16 protein-coding genes are annotated in these 18,739 nt (G+C 44.0%); 10 read left to right on the top strand and 6 right to left on the bottom strand.

Going from position 1 to position 18,739, the window contains the following annotated elements; genetic code table 11:
- Positions 1-58 precede the first annotated feature (58 nt).
- Complete coding sequence (locus QZ938_RS14750; protein WP_293157055.1) at positions 59-904, bottom strand: class I SAM-dependent methyltransferase; 846 nt, start codon at positions 902-904, stop codon at positions 59-61.
- 478 nt (positions 905-1,382) lie between these two features.
- Here QZ938_RS14750 and QZ938_RS14755 point away from each other — a divergent pair, with 478 nt between their 5' ends.
- The 4 genes from QZ938_RS14755 (at position 1,383) to QZ938_RS14770 (ending at position 6,129) form a co-directional block, all read left to right on the top strand.
- The gene (locus QZ938_RS14755; RefSeq protein ID WP_293350436.1) at positions 1,383-2,978 is read left to right on the top strand and encodes a DEAD/DEAH box helicase family protein; all 1,596 of its coding nucleotides are present in this window, start codon (positions 1,383-1,385) and stop codon (positions 2,976-2,978) included.
- Positions 2,979-3,053: 75 nt separating this feature from the next.
- A complete protein-coding gene (locus QZ938_RS14760; protein WP_293350434.1) occupies positions 3,054-4,268 on the top strand; it encodes a DUF790 family protein in 1,215 nt (404 codons plus the stop codon).
- Positions 4,269-4,627: 359 nt separating this feature from the next.
- The gene (locus QZ938_RS14765; RefSeq protein ID WP_293350431.1) at positions 4,628-5,347 is read left to right on the top strand and encodes a DUF2786 domain-containing protein; all 720 of its coding nucleotides are present in this window, start codon (positions 4,628-4,630) and stop codon (positions 5,345-5,347) included.
- A 179-nt stretch (positions 5,348-5,526) separates the two neighbouring features.
- Positions 5,527-6,129: a hypothetical protein gene (locus QZ938_RS14770; protein WP_293350428.1), complete on the top strand. Its 603-nt coding sequence runs from the start codon at positions 5,527-5,529 to the stop codon at positions 6,127-6,129.
- Positions 6,130-6,468: 339 nt separating this feature from the next.
- Here the strand turns inward: QZ938_RS14770 and QZ938_RS14775 are convergent, their stop codons facing one another.
- The gene (locus QZ938_RS14775) at positions 6,469-8,817 is read right to left on the bottom strand and encodes an NACHT domain-containing protein (protein WP_293350425.1); all 2,349 of its coding nucleotides are present in this window, start codon (positions 8,815-8,817) and stop codon (positions 6,469-6,471) included.
- Positions 8,818-8,999: 182 nt separating this feature from the next.
- Here QZ938_RS14775 and QZ938_RS14780 point away from each other — a divergent pair, with 182 nt between their 5' ends.
- On the top strand, positions 9,000-9,341 hold the full coding sequence (locus tag QZ938_RS14780) for a hypothetical protein (RefSeq protein ID WP_293350422.1): 342 nt from the start codon (positions 9,000-9,002) through the stop codon (positions 9,339-9,341).
- Positions 9,342-9,477: 136 nt separating this feature from the next.
- Here QZ938_RS14780 and QZ938_RS14785 read toward each other — a convergent pair whose 3' ends face one another.
- The 4 genes from QZ938_RS14785 to QZ938_RS14800 all read right to left on the bottom strand — a co-directional run bounded on the left by QZ938_RS14785 (position 9,478) and on the right by QZ938_RS14800 (position 12,304).
- Entirely contained in the window at positions 9,478-10,038 is a 561-nt protein-coding gene (locus QZ938_RS14785; RefSeq protein WP_293350419.1) for a Uma2 family endonuclease, read from the bottom strand.
- A gap of 256 nt (positions 10,039-10,294) precedes the next feature.
- The gene (locus QZ938_RS14790) at positions 10,295-11,011 is read right to left on the bottom strand and encodes a GUN4 domain-containing protein (protein WP_293350416.1); all 717 of its coding nucleotides are present in this window, start codon (positions 11,009-11,011) and stop codon (positions 10,295-10,297) included.
- Positions 11,012-11,247: 236 nt separating this feature from the next.
- Positions 11,248-11,820, bottom strand: coding sequence for a hypothetical protein (locus tag QZ938_RS14795; RefSeq protein ID WP_293157087.1), 573 nt, complete (start codon positions 11,818-11,820; stop codon positions 11,248-11,250).
- A 274-nt stretch (positions 11,821-12,094) separates the two neighbouring features.
- Entirely contained in the window at positions 12,095-12,304 is a 210-nt protein-coding gene (locus QZ938_RS14800; protein WP_293157090.1) for a hypothetical protein, read from the bottom strand.
- Positions 12,305-13,436: 1,132 nt separating this feature from the next.
- Between QZ938_RS14800 and QZ938_RS14805 the strand changes: the two genes are divergently transcribed.
- From QZ938_RS14805 to QZ938_RS14825, 5 genes are all read left to right on the top strand, one after another.
- Positions 13,437-16,067: an AAA-like domain-containing protein gene (locus tag QZ938_RS14805; RefSeq protein WP_293350413.1), complete on the top strand. Its 2,631-nt coding sequence runs from the start codon at positions 13,437-13,439 to the stop codon at positions 16,065-16,067.
- 213 nt (positions 16,068-16,280) lie between these two features.
- Positions 16,281-16,535, top strand: coding sequence for a hypothetical protein (locus QZ938_RS14810; RefSeq protein WP_293149495.1), 255 nt, complete (start codon positions 16,281-16,283; stop codon positions 16,533-16,535).
- 67 nt (positions 16,536-16,602) lie between these two features.
- Positions 16,603-17,226, top strand: coding sequence for a Holliday junction branch migration protein RuvA (gene ruvA, locus QZ938_RS14815; RefSeq protein ID WP_293149493.1), 624 nt, complete (start codon positions 16,603-16,605; stop codon positions 17,224-17,226).
- A gap of 286 nt (positions 17,227-17,512) precedes the next feature.
- Positions 17,513-17,782, top strand: coding sequence for a 30S ribosomal protein S15 (gene rpsO / locus QZ938_RS14820; protein ID WP_293134126.1), 270 nt, complete (start codon positions 17,513-17,515; stop codon positions 17,780-17,782).
- Positions 17,783-17,952: 170 nt separating this feature from the next.
- Complete coding sequence (locus QZ938_RS14825) at positions 17,953-18,429, top strand: PAM68 family protein (RefSeq protein WP_293350411.1); 477 nt, start codon at positions 17,953-17,955, stop codon at positions 18,427-18,429.
- Positions 18,430-18,739 lie beyond the last annotated feature (310 nt).

Here is an 18,739-nt window from a genome sequence, read left to right on the forward strand (position 1 = left end):
AAATCAGCCCTAGCGGGACAATACCATTGGAGATTTTAGATTTGGGAATCGGGCTGGGCTAGGAGAATATTTGTTTGATTTTCAGCCATTGCGATCGCAATTTCCAAAATTTGTCATTTTCCATAAAGTCGATCGATCTTTTAGCCTGCTCCAACTCTAACTGTAGTTGTTGCATCCGAGCTTGCGAACTCTGCAATTCCGACTTAACCTCCTGCAACTGAATTCGCACCTCCTTTTCCCCAGTATTTTTCTTAATCGCAATATCGTGATAGCCTAGAGGATGAAGCGCCAGAAATACTATTTCCCAGTTATTCGCAATACAAAACTCATTGACTGCTTTCGCCACACCGTAAGGCATAATCTCGCATACAGACCAATTCGTATAATCGTTAAAAACAATCATGCCGTCGGGCTTCACTTTAGTATAACCTTGCTGAATATCTTTGCATACACCTTCATAGGCGTGGTCGGCATCGATATAGATCCAGTCAAAATACTCGTGAGGAAAGCTGCTTAAAATTGTCGAAGAATCGCCTTCGTGAAGTTCGACAGATCCGTTTTCTATCCCTTGTTGTAATAGTATTTTTTCATTTTTACTCAGTTCTGCTTTGAATAAATCAAAATTATAATCTATCAAATGCAGCTTCTTGGGCTTGGTAATAGAGAGTATTGCCTCGGCAAAGTGACCGTATTGAGTTCCAACCTCAGCAACCACAGAATTTTTAGGTAAACATTCCAACATTCTGAAGCGGTTTTTAAGCACGCGACAATTTTTGACATGACAATTGTCAAGCGTTGGGGCAACAAGCACCAATGGATTGTCACTATAATTACTCCATTTCTGGTTATCCCAGTCTTTAGTCGATTCTAAGAAATTTTCTTTGTATTTGAGAAAGTCTAACATCTGATTCAGAGGGTAAGTGAACTCGAAGCATTACGAAAATCTATAAAAATCCGTTTTTAGCCCAATACCGTTCAGTCAAGGCTAATCTCATTGCGAACTCACGTTGCAATAGTGAAGACTGTGACAGTTCTCAATTAACTGATGCGCGCGCGGGCAACTAGCTTTTTAAGTGAACCGTATTGGTTTCCAGTCTGGAGTTCACTCCTTTCTTTCACAAGCAGCTTGCAGTCAGGACTGCACTCGTTTCTTTCCCAGTCAGCGACAATGACTAAAGTCCCTGCTAGAAACTTTTGACACTTTGGCAAACTTATTTGCTAAACAAAAGCGTAAAAATCTCAACAAACCGCCTGGAAGGGTATAAAGTAGATTGTGGTTTTATAAATTTGCTTAAAAACATAACTTATAGAGAGTCTGCTGTCAATCGATTTTATCGATCGCCTATAATTTAACAGGCATAACTCCCCCCTTATCTCAAAAAATGCCACGCATACCTACATTAACATTCGATCGCGGAACGCTCCTACTGCACCCACCGCCCAGAGGCCGAGACTGGGCGGACTTTGCCACGTGGGACGATCGCGTGGAAAAATTTCGGATTCGAGCAATTCACTACCGCCCGCTGGTAGAATCGCTTCAGGCCGACTGCACTAACTTCACCGACGACGCCCGCGGATACGAACTACTCGAACTCGTATCCAGCGTGGCAATGCAGCCTTACCCGCACCAACAAGAAGCCCTAGCAGCTTGGCAAGAAGCAGGAAGCAAAGGAGTAGTCGTCCTCCCCACCGCTTCGGGCAAAACTTATGTGGCCCAATTAGCCATGCAAGTCACAGGCCGCAGTACATTAGTCGTAGTACCAACTCTCGATTTAATGCACCAGTGGTACGCTAATTTGAAAGCAGCTTTTCCCGACATCGAAATTGGATTGTTGGGCGGAGGTTCGCGGGACAAAACGCCAATTTTAGTAGCAACCTACGACAGCGCCAGCATTCACGCCGAAACCTTGGGAAACAAATACGGATTGCTGGTGTTTGACGAATGCCACCATTTACCAACGGACTTTTATCGAGTAATATCCGAATATGCGATCGCGCCTTTTCGACTCGGACTGACAGCAACACCCGATCGCACCGACGGACGCCACAGCGACTTACATTTCCTGATTGGCCCGACAGTATATAGCAAAAAACCCGAAGATTTAGCAGGCGACGCCTTAGCCGATCATAAAATAGTGCAAATCATGGTCAAACTGTCAAAAGAAGAAACCGATCGCTACAGCGAAGCCATGAACATTCGCAACGACTTCCTCAAACAGTCCAACATCAAAATATCCAGCCTTGAAGGATGGAAACAGTTTATCATGGCCAGCGCGCGATCGCCCCTAGGAAGGCGCGCCATGATTGCCCACCGCCAAGCCAAAGAAATCGCCCTTTGTACCGAAGGAAAACTGCGAATCTTAGCTCAAATCCTAGCCGAACACTCTCCGCAGCGCACCCTAATCTTCACCGGAGACAACGCCACAGTCTACCGAATTTCCCAAGAATTTCTCATCCCCACAATTACCCACCAAACCCCAGTCAAAGAAAGACACGAAATCCTCGACAAATTTCGCAGCGGCGAATACAAAACCCTCGTCGCCTCCCACGTACTAAACGAAGGAGTGGACGTACCCGACGCCAGAATTGCTATTATACTGTCAGGTACCGGAAGCGAACGCGAATACATCCAGAGATTGGGTAGAGTTCTCCGCAAAAGCAGCGATGCAAACAAGTTAGCAATTCTCTACGAAGTCGTCACCGAAGACACCACCGAAGAAAGAACATCCCAGCGCCGCCGAGGCGGAATGCAAGTTCACAAACCAGAACCAAAACCACCAATAGAATCACCACAGCCAGAATATCCGAAACTAGAAACCGTCAAACCAACACCGATTTATGGAGTCAACCGAGAGACAACCAAAAAAGCAGCAGAAACACCAGCAAAATGGGGAGATGATGATGACATTCCCAAGACAACAAAAAAAGCAGCAGAATCACCCGCAAAATGGGGAGATGATGATGACATTCCCTGGTAGTACACCTAAATTATTCCTTCTTCCTTCTTCCTTCGATCAACTGTCAACTGTCAACTGTCAACTGTCAACTGTCAAATGTTACCAACAGACTTACTAAGCCACCGCCAAAACGGCGAATCAATCATTCCCTTACGCCTCAAGATAGATGCCAAAAACTTAGAATCAGCAACCGAAACTATCAACTGCTTCCAGGAGTCGATCGGCAAAACCCAAGGCGAACTAGACGGACGCTTGCTAGAATTAGAAGGCGACAGCCCCGACTATCGGCTAAAACGGGGATTAGCGCACCTCCTCAAAAGCGGTTTCTGCACCTTGGAAGTCGTTAGCCCCTTAGAACCATTGGAGTTGAGACAGCGCGTATTTGCCTTGTCAGCGCGATCGACTCCCAGCCCGCAATCCACCCAAATAACCCTCGAAACAGTAGCCACAGAGCTCAGCCAAGACTTAAACAGAGAAGTTTTGCCCGATGAAATCAAAACAGGTTTATACGCCGATTTAAACGAAAACAAAATCCTCACCGAATTTGACGCACCAACACCCGAAAACTTACTTCACAGATACAATCTTTCCCAAGTTCAAGGCATATTTTACCGAGCAAGTCAAGTTCAACTAACCGCCCACCGCAACGATCCAGGAGAATACAAACTCCTGTTTCGCTATTTAAAATTATTTCAATTAATGACCTACATCGAAGGCGATGCAGACCACGGATTTACCCTCACAATCGACGGCCCCACAAGCTTATTCAAACCCAGCACCCGCTACGGCTTAGCCCTCGCCAAAATGCTGCCCGCACTCCTACACGTCACCAAGTGGAGTATGCACTCAACCCTGCAAACCAAAGATACTTTTAGTGGCGTAATAAAAACAGGTAAATTCACCCTAAATTCCGACTGCGGTTTAGTCAGCCACTATCCCCCAGGAAAACCCTATGATAGTATGTTAGAAGCAGCATTTGCCGATCGGTGGAATGGATTAAAAACCGAGTGGAAACTCGAACGAGAAGTAGACTTAATTCCGATTCCCGGAAGCGTGATGATTCCCGACTTTCGGTTAGTACATCCCGACGGACGAGTATTTATATTAGAAATAGTCGGCTACTGGCGGCCCGAGTATTTGCAAAAGAAATTTGCTCAAGTACAGAAATCTGGATGCGACAACTTGATTTTAGCCATTTCCGAACGTCTGAATCTGGAAAAAGCTGGGGTTAATATCAAAGAAGTTCCTGCAAAAATTGTGTGGTTTAAAGATAAATTGCAGCCCAAATCAGTCCTAGAAGTCCTCGAATAGTAAAAAGTTAAAATAAAAATAACTTTACTCTTTTCTTTCTCTCTCTGTGTCCTCTGTGCCCTCTGCGGTAAAAAAAACCTATTATATCAATTAAATATTTCTAAAAATACGATCGCACATTCCAACACTCATTGAGAATCAACTCTTAGGGTAGGCTAGAAGCCCCACAAGAGTTAAAATAAAAATAACTTGACTCTTTTCTCTCTCTCTGTGTCCTCTGCGCCCTCTGCGGTAAAAAAAACCTATTATATCAATTAAATATTTCTAAAAATACGATCGCACATTCCAACATTCTAGTAAAATAGAAACATCCCCAAAACCTTAGCACCGCGTACTCTCACCCCAAAACCCATCAAAAAATGGTAGACACAAGCATTGTCGAAAAAATCAAAAAGCTGTTAGCCCTTGCCACCTCATCCAACGAAAACGAATCAACTGCTGCGGCAGCAAAAGCTTCCGTTTTACTGGCGCAGTACAACCTCAGCCTCGCCGATTTAGGCCCCAATCACCAAGAAGAGATAGATCAAAGCGGAGTTGAGACAACATCCAAATTTGTCACTTGGAAAATGATCCTGTTTTCGGGAATTGCCGAAGCTAACGGTTGTACAGGTATGCGGAACAACTATAGTGGTAGTATGTTTTTGGTGGGAAGCTCTACAAATCTGATTGTTTGCAAGCACCTGTATGAATATTTGAGTTCTGCGATCGAGAAACGGGCGAAATATCGCAAAGGAAGCGGCCGGGGACTGGCGTATCTGAACGCTTTTCGGGTGGGATGCGCCACAAGGTTGCGGCAAAGGCTGCTGGAGCAAAAGCGCGAGATGGAGGAGTCAGGGATTCCGGGATCGGCTGATACGGCGGCTACTCCTGCTATTGTAGTGCGATCGATGTTTGAAAAGAACGAACAGGCGATCGCAGATTATTTAGAAAGCCAAGGAGTTAAAGTCAAAACCCGAGCCGGTGCTCAAATCAGCAGCGAAGTCGGTTTTAATTCCGGGTATGAAGTAGGCGACAAAATTAGTTTGCAGAAGCAAGTGGAGCCGAAAAGTGATATGAAACAACTGAATGAATCTCTGTGAATTTAAACTCAGATATTGCACAATTCTCAAGTAGCTGTAGGGGCGGGTTCACCAACAGCCTTAAAGAATACAGACAGGTTAAATAAACCCGCCCCACCCACCCAAAAACCCCTTATTGATATTGGTGTAACATCTCATTTTAAATATACTTAGCAATTGAATTCCTACTGTTAATCCCTATGCCCTATAGTTCTTTCACCACGATCGGTAAAGTCAAAGAAGCATTTAATCTAACCACTATAGAATCAGTTCGTTTTTTGCCTAACATTGACCCAATTTCCCCCTCCCAAACATTGATTGCTTTTTTGGAAGAAAGCCTACCGTTAGCCTCATCTGCAAGCGAAAAAGCTCGTTCTGAAGGAATTATTTATCCTGTCTTGTTAGAAGCGAGACGAATTTTACAGCGGCGAGTCAGCTTATTTTCAGGAGAAGACTTCACAGTAGACGAATCAATAGGATTGAACGGCGTGTGTGATTTTCTCTTTAGCCGTTCCGAAGAAATTTTAGAAATTGAAGCACCGGCAGTTATCATTGTGGAAGCAAAGAAATCTGACATCAGAACAGGATTCGGGCAATGTATTGCTGAAATGGTGGCCGCACAAAAATTTAATGAGGCCAAGAAAAAGCCCATTCCCATAATTTATGGTGTAGTAAGCAATGGCACTCAGTGGCGATTCCTCAAACTCGAAGAGCAAACAGTGACAATTGACTTGATTGATTATCCACTTCCTCCAGTCGATCAAATTTTGGGATTTTTGGTATGGATGGCACGGGAAATTTAGCTGATTTGATTTGGACTTATGCTACTGTGTCACATCAGGTAGGGTGTATATAGCGGTTCTCAGAAAGATGAAGTACGTTGTTGGGCTTCAGCCCTCTTAGTTTAAATGGTTATATAAGCTGTCAGTCATATCTCATCTTTTTGAGGAAGGCTATAATATAGGTAGCTGCCAATTCAAGTTAATCTATACCAGGTAAAAATCTATTTTACAACAAGGTTAAAACAGCCATTTAAAAAAAACAGATAAGTGGATAATTTGAATAGCAGTTATTGCACCGTTTACTACGAAGATTCGTCGCGTTCTTTTACCTTAAGAAAGGGCGATATCTATCATTTTTATTTAGGAAAATTTCGGGTTTGCTCGCTCAATGGGTAATAAAAAAGTCTCTTCGATATGCGCTCTCATTGTGGGACTAATATTACGACAACTATTCAGACAATCAACTAATAACTTATTGGCATCATAATACTGCCGTAATTGACTTTTACATTCTTGGCTAAATTCCCAATTATGTCCTATGTTGCGATACATAATTGTTTCTATTTTTAATCGATATAACCAATTGTTGAAATCAGTATTTAACCATGTATCAAAAAGCGTTAAACAACTGATAATTAGAGGTTTACCTGAATAAACTACAAAATAATAAACTGCGCTATCGATATCAAGAGCATTATTACTTCTAAAAGAAGCAGTTGGCTCCAGAGCATAAGCACATTCAAAAATACGGGGTTCAAGTTCTCGCATTTTATTAGAAAAGCGGTCTAATTCACTAGCAAAATAAAAACTCCGAATGGTAGCTAGTTTCAAGGCAACTTTGTCTTGATTTTTAACTGACAAAGATTTTTGCTTTAACCATGTAAAAAAACGATGCAACTTTTTATCATTCGGTATAAGTTTATCCACTTGTTCTTTCATTAGTCCCATTAATTTGTCAGATGATGGTAACATTTCCACCGTCAATAAAAACACTTCTCGCCAGCGCTCTTCATTAATATGGATGACTAATGTTTCTAAAAACTCTGGCTCTAAATTATTAGCAAATCTCCAAGCCGTAAAATACTCCTGAAATGTGAGATGAGAAAAAGAGTAAATTTTTTTTGCGCGTTCCACCAGTAGTCCATCTTCTTCAATAGAATTCAGCACTGCTTCACTATCTAACTGCACTTGCAGCGGAGCGTTGTTTTTATCAGTTAACTTACTAATAGAGTCGATGATGATTTGTTCTATTATATCTCGATCAAAAACTTTAATTTGATCGTCTAGATCAAATGCAACCGCTGCTACTTGACTCAGCAGTTGTTTTTTGTTACGCACAGACAACTTTCGGTAAACTTCATCCCGTTTAATATTCTTGGCTTTATCCCATCGGAAAAGTAGAATATCTAATCCTTCTTCATAAAGCTTAGCTCGGCTAGAAGGAAAATTAGTTTTCTCTTGGAAAACTAAGCAGGCTAAATTGAGTAAGATAGGTGTGCCTGCTAGTTCTAGAATTGATTGATTTTCTGAAAGATGTAATTTCTCAATAAACTGAGCAGCTTGTCTTAAACCCTGCTCTCTAGAGTTTCGGGCAACTGCTATAAACCACTTGTTAGCGAATCCTTCTATTTGCTCGCCCCTAAAATCTGCCACTTTAACACAAGTAAAATTTAAACTAAATAGCCGATTGGCACGTTGAGACTCAATTCTACAACTGATAACAAACTTATTTCTAAAATATCGCTGTAAAAAATAATATGTTTCAGCCAAAACTGCATCAACATTCTCAGCATCTACTTCATCTAAGCCATCTAGCAAAATAAAAGCTTTGCCATTCAAAAGTAAGGTATCAATCTGCTTTTCCCAAACATTACAGTTCAACAAGAAATCGTCTACAATGTAATTTAAAAGGCTGAAATTGCCCGAATTTCTCCTGGCAGTTATAGCAAAATATTTTAACTCTATGAAAATTGGTATAAGTTGAGATTCAAACTTATCTTGGTTGCACTGAATTGCTAAATACTTCAAAAACGTGGTTTTCCCTGACCCTGGTTCTCCCAGCACCATTAGCTTCAAGTTATTTGCTGCAACTTCTATTCCCGCTACTAATTCTTGTTCTACTCTACCTAAGCCAAGACGATCAAATTTATTGAAATGTTTAAAATCTAAACGCTCTGAATGTCTATTGCTGGGAAGCTTTTCTAGAACGTTAATATCAATGTAAATATTATCTATTGCAACTGGGTGTTCAACATCTAAAACGAGTAATTGTCCGCACAGAGCTTGAATTTTAGCCTTGTGATAGGGATGCGATCGCACCATTTGCACCAAGACATCGGGGTTATCCTCTGAAGCATCTCCAGCAGAACCAACTTTCCATTCTGTATCGACACAAATGTCTGGGTTTGCGACTTTCGGTTCCTCACCACCTAACGAGAAAGAGTCATCTTGTGAAAAGTCGGGAATCGCCTTTGTTTGTGGCAATACGTTATTGTCAACCTGCGCTTCCCAGTCATCAATCCCTACAGCCTTGAAAAGTGCAACAAAGTTTTCTTGCCGAATTGCCTGCCCGCTTTTCAACCTCTGCACGGTTGAGCGTGAAACACCACTGTTAGTAAGCAAAGTATCAGCATTTTGATTCCAGCCCTTCTTGTTTCTTGCCTGCTCAAATCTTTCCAGTCCTTCTTTCGATGCTCTGATACTAGCCATGCTTACCCTCTAACTAGCTCCTATTAGCTTCAATTTTGACTGATTTTTGCAGCAGTAGCAGAAGTGAGTCAAAAGTCAGTCAAAAGTCAAGCGGTGAAACCTAGACGCATCAGGCATTCTGAAGATGTGGGCAGCCAAAAATTAACTAACTTACTTGTCCCACACCTAATCACCAACGCTAGATGAGTGAAAGAACTATGACCTTGAAAAATCAGGCTTACGCAACACAACTCGAACTACCAGGCGTTTTACCTAAAAAAAACGACCCCCTCAAACAAATGGAAGAAGGAATTCAAAGTATGCTAGGTGTGACATGGAAAACTGTGCTGCTTCACATATCGCCGCGCAGCACTAAAGAACTGATGCTACAGCACGGAAAACTGATTGCTCTCAATGATGGCGAAGCCTGGATTAAAGTTTCATCAACACCACTTTTGCTAATGGCAAATCAAAAACTTCCCGATGTTGAATCAGCCTTCAGAAAAGCTTTTGGGACAACAGTCAAAATCCGCCTCGAAGTGTAACCGATCTCGTTTCCGGTAACTGTAGTGTTATTGAATGCTTTGGCTGCGTGCGGTGCGTGACAATCCATAGTCCCACCGCCGCGAGTTAAAGTTTTCCCGCTGTCACGCACCCTACGACGGATATCTTGCATTGCACTTAATCAATCAACTCTGCTTCTTCAAAAATCTGTCGAGTTGTCAACTCCAAACCGGGCAGCAACTCATCTACAATTAATGTATTATCCGTATAAATTTGATTCGATCCATCGGAAAAAAAGCTTCTAATTAAAATAGCCTCTGGATCTACTACCCAAACTCGCGTCACACCCGCCGCCAAATAATCTTTCGCCTTCTCTTCAAATTCCTGCATCGTCCGATCCGGTGAGATAATCTCAATTACCAATTCAGGAATTGCAGGACAAGCTTCATTCCGCCGCCAATTTTTCGGTAAACGTTCATAAGAAATGTATGTTAAATCAGGAACAGGTACCCAATCTTTACCATGACGCTTTAACAAAATTGCCCATTCTGGAAGAACTCGCCCGCGACTTTTACACCATACACGAATCAGGCGACATAAAGCTCCCTGTAAACTGGAATGAAAAAATTTTGGAGACACTTTAGGAACTGCTTCACCATCTACAAACTCATAATATACGTCTCCGTCTGGTAAAGCTAGAAATTCTTCTAAAGTCAGTTTGGTTCCGATTCCTACCATGACTCCCAGCCCTCTCGCTCATTAATTCAAATATCAATTATACAAAATTTCCCAATATTTCTAAAAAAAAGACCCGGCGGTTGAAACCGCGGCTATACAAACAAAACCCGCCTCCGCGGGTTGAAGAATAGGCGGTGAAAATTACGTTTACATTATTCTCTTGAGTCCGCGGAGGCGGACATTGTTTGTGTAGACGCGGTTTCAACCGCCGTCCGATCTTTGTTTGTGTAGACGCGGTTTCAACCGCCGTCTTACTTCACTTCACCCAAGCCGGATGAGCCATTAAAGCCGCAAATGGCTGCACTCCCCGCAACTGATTCGACAGCGGCAAATGACCCCTCGGCGCGCTCAAATCCCAAATAAACTCTTGCGGGTACCGCGTCCAATTATTCCCCTTCTTCCAGCCAATTAGCGGCCACAACTTATCCCAATTCTTGCCCGAACTCAGCCAAATTTCCCGCTGTACCGAAAAGCCAAATTTGCCTTCGGAATGAACTTTCCACAGCGTATTAATTGTTTGTAAATCTGCCACAGGCAAACTTTCAACTTCTGTAAAATACAGCCACTTTCTTGCCGAAGCTGTCTCGCCCGCTAACCCACAAAGTTTGTTTAAAGTCAATAGATCGGCTTCTTGAAATTCCTGTAATGCCAATAATTGTTGCAGCGGAGTGTAGTCAATGTTAGAGTCCGATCGCAGCGGCACAACTCCAGTCGGAAAATTCGCCTGCAAAAACTCCCTCGCTCTGGCAGAATCCGCACTATAAAGAATTTGGTAAGCCTTACCCATTACCGCTGTCGGTTCCTCCGACTTGCGCTCTAATAAAAATTCCATCAATACGTCCCAGCCCGCATCTGCTATGTGTTGTTGCAGCAGTTGCAGTTGAGTTTTCTCTGAACCCGACCTCAACTGTGAGCGGAGTTCGGCTGTATCGGCGGCCGAGTCTAAGGGAGAAGTAGAAATCGAGTCAGTCATGGGAACTATCAGCTATCAGCTATCAGCTATCAGCAATTAGCTGAAGCCCTGGTTTTTCCCCCCCATTGTACAATGGTACTGACTCCGATTTACTTATCTGTACTCCAATGGTTGTGCGCTGCACGACGAGCTAACCCCGTGCCGATCGCACTTTCCCCGTCAATGGGAACGATCGCAAATAGCTTTACGCTGAGATTTTTGCGATCGCTCCCATGTATAAAGAGTTATTTTTGAACCTAGTCGTCCACGATGGAAACCCATGCAGAGAACGAAGGCGGAAAAAAGTTGATGTCATATTCCGAGTCTTCCCACTCTTTCACCCACAGCGGTACAACGCCTGGGCGAGGAGTTTCCGCAAAGATCCGTTCCTTGGACTCGATCGAGTGAAATAGCTGTTTCAAAGTATCTCCCCGATCCAAAGCTTCGCTCAGGATGTCATCCAAGTCAGGATCGACCCGTTTGACGCGGTTTTTGTCATCCTCAAGCCACAGAAGTTTCAAAGACTTCAGATCCCTCGGACTGAGAATGCTCTTGTAGTAGACGCGCTTGAGCGTCGCTACGGGTTCCAACGAGCGTTCGATCCGGCGAATTTGCTGAACTCGCAGGTAGTGCCATTCCGCTAAACGCTTGCGTTCCGAAGGCGCGAGGGTTTCCTTCCCCGCTGAGTGTTTGTAGTCATAGTTAATCAAACTGCAAGCCATATTGGCCAGCAGGTGAATTAACTGTTTTTCTTTGGGTGTTGCCTGACGCCGTTCCTGGGTTCTTGTCAATACGCGCTGTCTGCGGGTAGTTTCGAGAGTATTTTCCATTGGGTTTTTACGAGATGAAATACGATTGTGCCAGATCCGAATCCCGAACATCAGAAGGTAAGGAAGTTCCTAGGCGGGGAAACTCCACCGACAGACTCGCCTTACCTGTTTATTTTCCCATTCACTTCGTTGAGACTTCAACTCCTCGGATTAGGTAGACTGATATTGGGAGAGAGTTTTCACACCCTTGAGCCAAGGTGGTGGCGACAACAAATACACCACAAACACGATCGCAATCACAACCGCAGCGCCGGCGAACCACCCAGAGGGCTAATTATTTCCGGCCTTTGCCTGTCTTTACCTCTTCTTGCTCTCCATCTTCATTCGTTCCAGTGTAGTTAATGTCGGGACGACTCTCCCCCGCAGTCAAACTGCTGGTTGATGAAGATTGTGGGACGATCGCAAAAGCGCTGGCCCTGCTTGTATGGAATAAGCTGATGCCACCGGAGGCAATTACTGCTAATACTAAGATGCTGTTTTTCATGTTCGATGACCCTGATTTAACGTAGATAGACACCCTTTGGCTAACCCGATCTGTCAGAAGTGGGTTGATGCAATAGCCCACTTGTCTTCTGATAAATCTGCCTGCCATAATCAATACAGACAGGCACACCCGCTTGCGATCGGAAACGCCGGAAGTGACGTGTTACTTATGTCCACGATCATCCACCAACCAGATTTTTTTGGGTAGTGGGGCTAAGGCCATCAGGGCGTCGATCCATCAGGGAGTTATGCCATCAGGGTGCTCATCTATCGGGTAGTTAATTCATCAGGGCGCATCTTCTACTACAATTAGCCACAAACTTAACTTTAATCGTTGAGCCAGTGGCTAGCAGCGCACTGACAGCGCTTTTAAGAATTAAACTTTTTGTGGATTTATCCCCAAAAGTTTGTCCTTAAAAATTCCCCCACGCGAAAGCCGGGGAAGTGTCAGCGGCATGGAATTCCATGCAATCTAAGTCAACTAAAAAAAACGCAGATTAACGATATCTCCCACTCAAGCAGTCCTCAGCCAAACGCTGGGGTTTTTTATTGGTAGCAGCCATTCCAGCGCTTTGACAGGACGGCATTCGGTAGCCAGCCCCGAAGGCAGAACCTTAGGCAGAACCTTAGGCAGAACCTTAGGCAGAACCTTAGGCAGAACCTTAAAGGCGCTGCGGTTATGAGTTTCCCTAATAACATCATACCATCCGGTGAATTTTAAAGTATGATTGTAAAAAAATGTGAACCCAATGGCGTTTAGCCGTTTTCAATCCGATTGAGTAAAAATTCAGACGAGGATGTCAACGAGTACAAACAAAAAAGTGTCGGGGTACGATCGCCCTTCTGGCATGATTGAGGGTAAATGATTGGTTGGTTGCAAAGATACGGTAAAGATTGAGAAAGATAAGGGTGAGTTCGTAAACCTTAGTAGACAATAGAGAAAGAGTTCAGAAAATTTTCAACCACAGTAATACCAGTTCAAAAAAAGAACGCAACTGTAGGTAAACTCCCAACCCTTATTGAATAAGTCATTGGCCAGTCTCAAATCTGAAATAGTATAAGCTGGCAATAATTGCAATTTGTAACTTTTCGATCGCACAGCATAGGGGCCCAGCATCTTGATGAATTCGCAGATGACAGCAGAAGTCCACTCAACCAACCAATATCAAGTCGGAGGATATTTGCCTGCCGGTGCGCCCACCTATGTCAGGCGATCGGCAGACAGCGAACTCTACCAAGGACTCAAAGCCGGACAATTCTGCTACGTGCTGAGTTCGCCACAAATGGGAAAGTCCAGCCTGCTAGTGCAAACGGCCAAAAGGTTGCAAGCAGAAGGTACAGCTTTTGCCGCCGTCAACTTGAGAAGCATTAGCAGCCCAGAAATTTCCCTGGAAAAGTGGTATGGTGCGATCGTGCACCGCATCGCCAGCAGCTTGCGCCTCACAAATAGGTTTGATGCCCTCAAGTGGTGGAACGATCGCGAAGTGCTACCCCCCGTGCAGCGATTGGAAATATTTATCGAAAAAGTTTTGCTCAAGTCTCTGCGGCAAAATTTAGTCATTTTGATAGATGACATTGACACCACCAACATCCTCAATTTCAGTACCAGCGATTTTTTTGCCTTGATTCGACGTTGTTATTCCAAGCGGGCAGAGCAACCAGAGTACGATCGCCTGAATTTTGCGGTTTTCGGAGTAGCAGCCCCGTCACAATTGATCCGAGATCCAAGCTGCAACCCTTTTAATATTGGACGACCAATTCATTTAAGTCGATTGCAACTGGACGAAAGTGCGCCACTAGCAAAAGGATTGGCACTCAAAGCTTTTCGCCCCCAAAAAGTGCTCCAAGAAATATTTACTTGGACGGACGGTCAACCTTTTCTGACTCAAAGACTGTGCCAATTGGTGCTTGAATACGGGTCTTTTATTGGCAGAAATTGCGAAGCCGAGCAGGTGGAACAACTGCTCAAACACAGAATTATTAAAAATTGGGAAGACTGGGACGAACCCCCACATTTGACAGCAATTCGCGATCGCATTTTCTACAGCCGCTGCGATCTCACCAAGCTGTTAACACTGTACCAGAAAATTTTGCAACCGCCCGATCCCAAAAAACCGGAAGAAGTGCCAGGAGTTGCTGTCGATTATTCTCCCGAACAAATCGAATTGCAACTGTCAGGATTGGTGGTTAAATCTCATGGCAAATTAATAGTTTCTAACCTAATTTATCAATCTGTTTTCAATCAGTTCTGGGTGGAAAAAGAACTGGGAAATCTGGCTCCGTACCGCGAGGCATTGGCAGCATGGCTGGCTTCGGATCGCGAAGATAGCTCGCAGTTATTGACGGGAGAAGCTTTACAGTCAGCTTTGGATTGGGCGGCAAACAAACAATTAAGCCAAGAACACTATTGGTTCTTGAATCCCGAAACTTTTCAGAAAAAACCGACAGTCGCTGTCGCACAAGTCGTACAAAGCAGCCCAGATATCGGTGCAGAGAAAATTCTCACCCCGCCGGAAGATACTTTTCTATCGGGCAGCAACGAACAGATATTGTACGATCACATCGTCTCCTGCGTGGAACGAGAATCCCCCGCACAGATAATCGAGCGGTTCCGCAAACTATTTATCGACGGTATGGGCTACCCCGATCGCGAAATAGAAGCAACTTTGTACAATATCATCTCCGTCAAGCGATCGGAGCGGGAGTTTAAATATATCATCCACCGCTGCTGTTACATCCCGATCAACCGCTGGCAATTGCACTCACAGCACAAATTGAGTATTGCAAATTTAGTAGCTTTATTTAAACAGACTTCTCCCCGATTCGGGATGGAATTTTACATAGTCAAGCGCTTGCAAGAACAAATAGAATTCTTTACTAAAAGTGCAGAATTTCAGACCCTAGAGCGCTTAGTAAAAGCAGTAGAACAAGAGCCACAACCGCAGAAACAAGATAGTCATGCTCCTTTGGGCGAATTGATTTGTCGCTATCCTTATTTGTACGGGCATTCTTTGCTGAGCAAGGACAGCGTTGAAGAAGACCAGCAAACCATCAAAAAGCTAGAAATTCAAAGACAGCGACAATTTGAAAAAAACTTGTCTCAATATTTAAATTATTTGGTTGAGCCGAGAAATACAGAAATAGGAATTGTACAGCCGACGCCAAATCCCACACTTTTGAACGATGCGGAATTGCACTTGGCTGTTAGGGAATTTGCTGGAAAAATAACAGACGATCGCAGTTACAAAGAATCGGCTCAATTTTTTTTGAGAGATGCCAGGAAAACTCCATCCTACAGCTCATTTAAAGTGGATTTATATGAATATCTTATATCATCTGTAGAGCCAGAATATGGTGGTCGTCAATTTAATGACAAGTTGTACAAGTACATCAAAAATACATTTCCAGAAAACGACTCGGGGAAATTAAATAATATATTGTTAGCTCGGACTTGCAACCAGTTATTCAACTTTTTAGTAGTGGAAAATTCCCAACATCCCAACCACTACATTTTTTACGACTTAGTATACAACCTCGGCCCCAGCCGGACAATGGGTTTGCTGCTGAAAATATTACTGCTTTCTGGCAAAGTTAAACCTGAGTTGGAAAAGCGATTTTCTATTTTGTTCAATCACTATGAAGGTAAAGCTTCTGATGAAATTATGTGGTTTATAAAATCATTGGAAAATTTAAATGTGGCTTTGGTTGTGAATTTTGGGAAGACGGATTTGTCTTTGGTTAAACAGCATCTGATTTTGAATTGAAAAATAACAAAATTGCTCTGGAAGCGTTATATAATTGTATTAATACCAATTTAATGTGAAGTTGCACAGATCTCGATCCCCCTAAATCCCCCTTAAGAAGGGGGACTTTGAGAAGAATCTTGTTCCCCCCTTGTCAAGGGGGGCTAGGGGGGATCGGAATTCTACGGGGCCTCATAAAAAATCGGTATAAGTCAAAAAAATCAAGGAAAATAAATGAAAGCCTTTGAAGTCACAGGAACGATCGACGAAAAAGGTCAATTATTGCTCGATCGACCTTTAACGCTAGATACTCCGGGCCCGGTGCGAGTCATCGTCCTTCTTTCGGAACCTACAGATGAAACTGAAGAAGACGCCGACGATACTCCAGTGGAAGAAGTAAAAGCCAGTCTCAAAAGAGCGTTGCAAGAAGCTAAAACTGGACAAACTCGACCAATCTCTGAACTGTGGGAGGGCATCGATGTCGAATGAATCGGAGCTTGTTAGCATCATTGCTGATTTTGATGAAAGCCAGTAGCGGTGTATTATTATTAATTTTATGATTAGCTATCTCAAAGGCACAGTCGCCAATATCGCCAAAGGCAGCAACCGCGTTATCCTGACTCTCGAAGTTAGTGGAATTGGCTATGACATCCAAATTTTGCCGCGCGTGACTGGCCAATTACCAGCATCCGGCGAAGTCGCCCAAATCTTTACCCACCAGCAAGTTAAGGAAGACCAAATCGTATTGTACGGTTTTGGCAGCACGGCCGAACGCGATTTGTTTCGGCAGTTGACGAGTGTTAGCGGTGTGGGTGCACAACTGGCGATCGCACTTCTCGACACTTTAGGAATGCAAGATTTAGTTCAGGCGATCGTCGGCGGTAACACCCGCATTCTCGCCAAAACCCCCGGCGTGGGCACAAAAACCGCCGAACGCCTCGCCCTGGAACTCAAAAGCAAACTCTCGGAATGGAGACAGGAAGCAGGTTTGACAACTTCCGTCGCCGCTGGAGTCCCCGCAGCTATTCAAGAAGAAGTCGAGATGATTTTGCTGGCGATGGGGTACACTGCGGCGGAAGTCTTGCAAGCGCTGCAAACCCTCAGTCAAGACAGCAACTTGTCAAACAAAGCTAATGCGGATGATTGGATTCGTGAGGCGATCGCCTATTTAAGCCGATAATCTTTACCAAATCCAGCAACCGGGAATAAACACCCAGGACGGGCGGGACGCCCATCCCACAGGAAAAAAATTGTGGGATGGGCGTCCCGCCCGTCCTAAGTATGTTTGCGCCCACAGGAAAAAAATTGTGGGATGGGCGTCCCGCCCGTCCTAAGTAGGGCTTGCAATTCAAGTCTATTCAGCTCAAAAAACAAACCCATGCGTGGCGAAAATTTGCTCCTTCACCGTTCCGCTGTGATACTATATGGGATTGTGACAATCGTACAAAAAAAACTAAACTCAATTCATGGCTCTTACACAACAGCGCAAACAAGAAATCATGGGCGACTTTCAAACCCATGAAACCGATACAGGCTCAGCAGATGTCCAAATCGCCATGTTGAGCGATCGCATCAGCAAACTCAGCGCCCACCTGAAAATCAACCAAAAAGACTTCGCCTCCCGGCGCGGTTTGATGATGATGATCAGCCGCCGCAAGCGCCTGCTGGCATACCTGCAAAAGGAAAATGTCGATCGTTACAAAGCATTAATTGCCCGTCTCGGCATTCGCGGCTAAACAGCAAAGCGAAAATTTGCGACAATATTCAAGAATCTTGGACAAACGCCAGCAGGATTTACGCACTGATAACAAATCCGTTTCAAACCGTTGATTAACCATCAGAGTTGCGTAAACCCTCGCCAAGATTTATTGAATTATTGTTCGAGATTTCAGGTTAAACAAAAAATATGTCCTCCGAACCACCCAGCCAGCGCTTACCCTTTGAACCCGCCTCAAATCGGAAAAAAACCGCTAAAAAGCCCCCAGAAGCCGAAGCAAACCCAGTCACAGAAGAACCAAAACCAGACAAACAGCCCAAAGCCACCAAAAAAACTGGCCCCCAGGCGCAATCCATCCCAGAAGCAGTCAGCAAACGCATGATCTCCCGCATCGCGGTATTCTGCGGCGCCCCGACACTCCTGGGAATTTCTACATTTTTTGTCAGTTATTTGATAGTCAGCAAAGGCTGGTTTGACTTGCCCAACACAGCAGTATTGTTGGTAAGCATGGGCTGTTTTGGTCTAGGCGTACTGGGATTAAGCTACGGAGTCCTCTCGGCTTCCTGGGATGAAGAAGCTTCAGGAAGCACTCTGGGGTGGGAAGAATTTAATACTAATTTTGGACGGATGCGACAAGCATGGCGCGATGCGAAATCTAAAAGTTAGTCAGTAGTTATTAGGCATCTGGCATAATTCTTGTGGAACAGGCATCTTGCCTGTTCTTGAAAGCCTTTTTAGGAAATATCTAATAGCTTTCTTCCGACGAAGATAATATCCGTTTTTATGCTTTGTCGGCGCGGGCTGTGGCGCAGGTAGAAACTTGGGGATCTGGCCCGCCGGTGACTCAGCCATCGAGTTCGGTCGTTGTCTGAAAGTATTTTTTTTAACACTTGACAACCAGAGAAATTTACCTTAATATGCCTTCATTGCTAGATTACAGTTGTAAATCTACACAAGCAAATACAAAATTGCTGTG

It is taken from the genome of Microcoleus sp. CAWBG27 (genome assembly GCF_020883145.1).
Lineage (GTDB): Bacteria > Cyanobacteriota > Cyanobacteriia > Cyanobacteriales > Microcoleaceae > Microcoleus.

Excerpts from the sequence above, each read along its gene's own strand:
- QZ938_RS14805 (WP_293350413.1), top strand. The coding sequence starts at position 13,437 with ATGACAGCAGAAGTCCACTCAACCAACCAATATCAAGTCGGAGGATAT.
- ruvA (WP_293149493.1), top strand. The coding sequence starts at position 16,603 with ATGATTAGCTATCTCAAAGGCACAGTCGCCAATATCGCCAAAGGCAGC.
- QZ938_RS14810 (WP_293149495.1), top strand. The coding sequence starts at position 16,281 with ATGAAAGCCTTTGAAGTCACAGGAACGATCGACGAAAAAGGTCAATTA.
- QZ938_RS14790 (WP_293350416.1), bottom strand. The coding sequence starts at position 11,011 with ATGACTGACTCGATTTCTACTTCTCCCTTAGACTCGGCCGCCGATACA.
- QZ938_RS14755 (WP_293350436.1), top strand. The coding sequence starts at position 1,383 with ATGCCACGCATACCTACATTAACATTCGATCGCGGAACGCTCCTACTG.
- QZ938_RS14795 (WP_293157087.1), bottom strand. The coding sequence starts at position 11,820 with ATGGAAAATACTCTCGAAACTACCCGCAGACAGCGCGTATTGACAAGA.
- QZ938_RS14760 (WP_293350434.1), top strand. The coding sequence starts at position 3,054 with ATGTTACCAACAGACTTACTAAGCCACCGCCAAAACGGCGAATCAATC.
- QZ938_RS14825 (WP_293350411.1), top strand. The coding sequence starts at position 17,953 with ATGTCCTCCGAACCACCCAGCCAGCGCTTACCCTTTGAACCCGCCTCA.
- QZ938_RS14775 (WP_293350425.1), bottom strand. The coding sequence starts at position 8,817 with ATGGCTAGTATCAGAGCATCGAAAGAAGGACTGGAAAGATTTGAGCAG.
- QZ938_RS14785 (WP_293350419.1), bottom strand. The coding sequence starts at position 10,038 with ATGGTAGGAATCGGAACCAAACTGACTTTAGAAGAATTTCTAGCTTTA.
- QZ938_RS14770 (WP_293350428.1), top strand. The coding sequence starts at position 5,527 with ATGCCCTATAGTTCTTTCACCACGATCGGTAAAGTCAAAGAAGCATTT.
- QZ938_RS14765 (WP_293350431.1), top strand. The coding sequence starts at position 4,628 with ATGGTAGACACAAGCATTGTCGAAAAAATCAAAAAGCTGTTAGCCCTT.
- QZ938_RS14800 (WP_293157090.1), bottom strand. The coding sequence starts at position 12,304 with ATGAAAAACAGCATCTTAGTATTAGCAGTAATTGCCTCCGGTGGCATC.
- rpsO (WP_293134126.1), top strand. The coding sequence starts at position 17,513 with ATGGCTCTTACACAACAGCGCAAACAAGAAATCATGGGCGACTTTCAA.
- QZ938_RS14750 (WP_293157055.1), bottom strand. The coding sequence starts at position 904 with ATGTTAGACTTTCTCAAATACAAAGAAAATTTCTTAGAATCGACTAAA.
- QZ938_RS14780 (WP_293350422.1), top strand. The coding sequence starts at position 9,000 with ATGAGTGAAAGAACTATGACCTTGAAAAATCAGGCTTACGCAACACAA.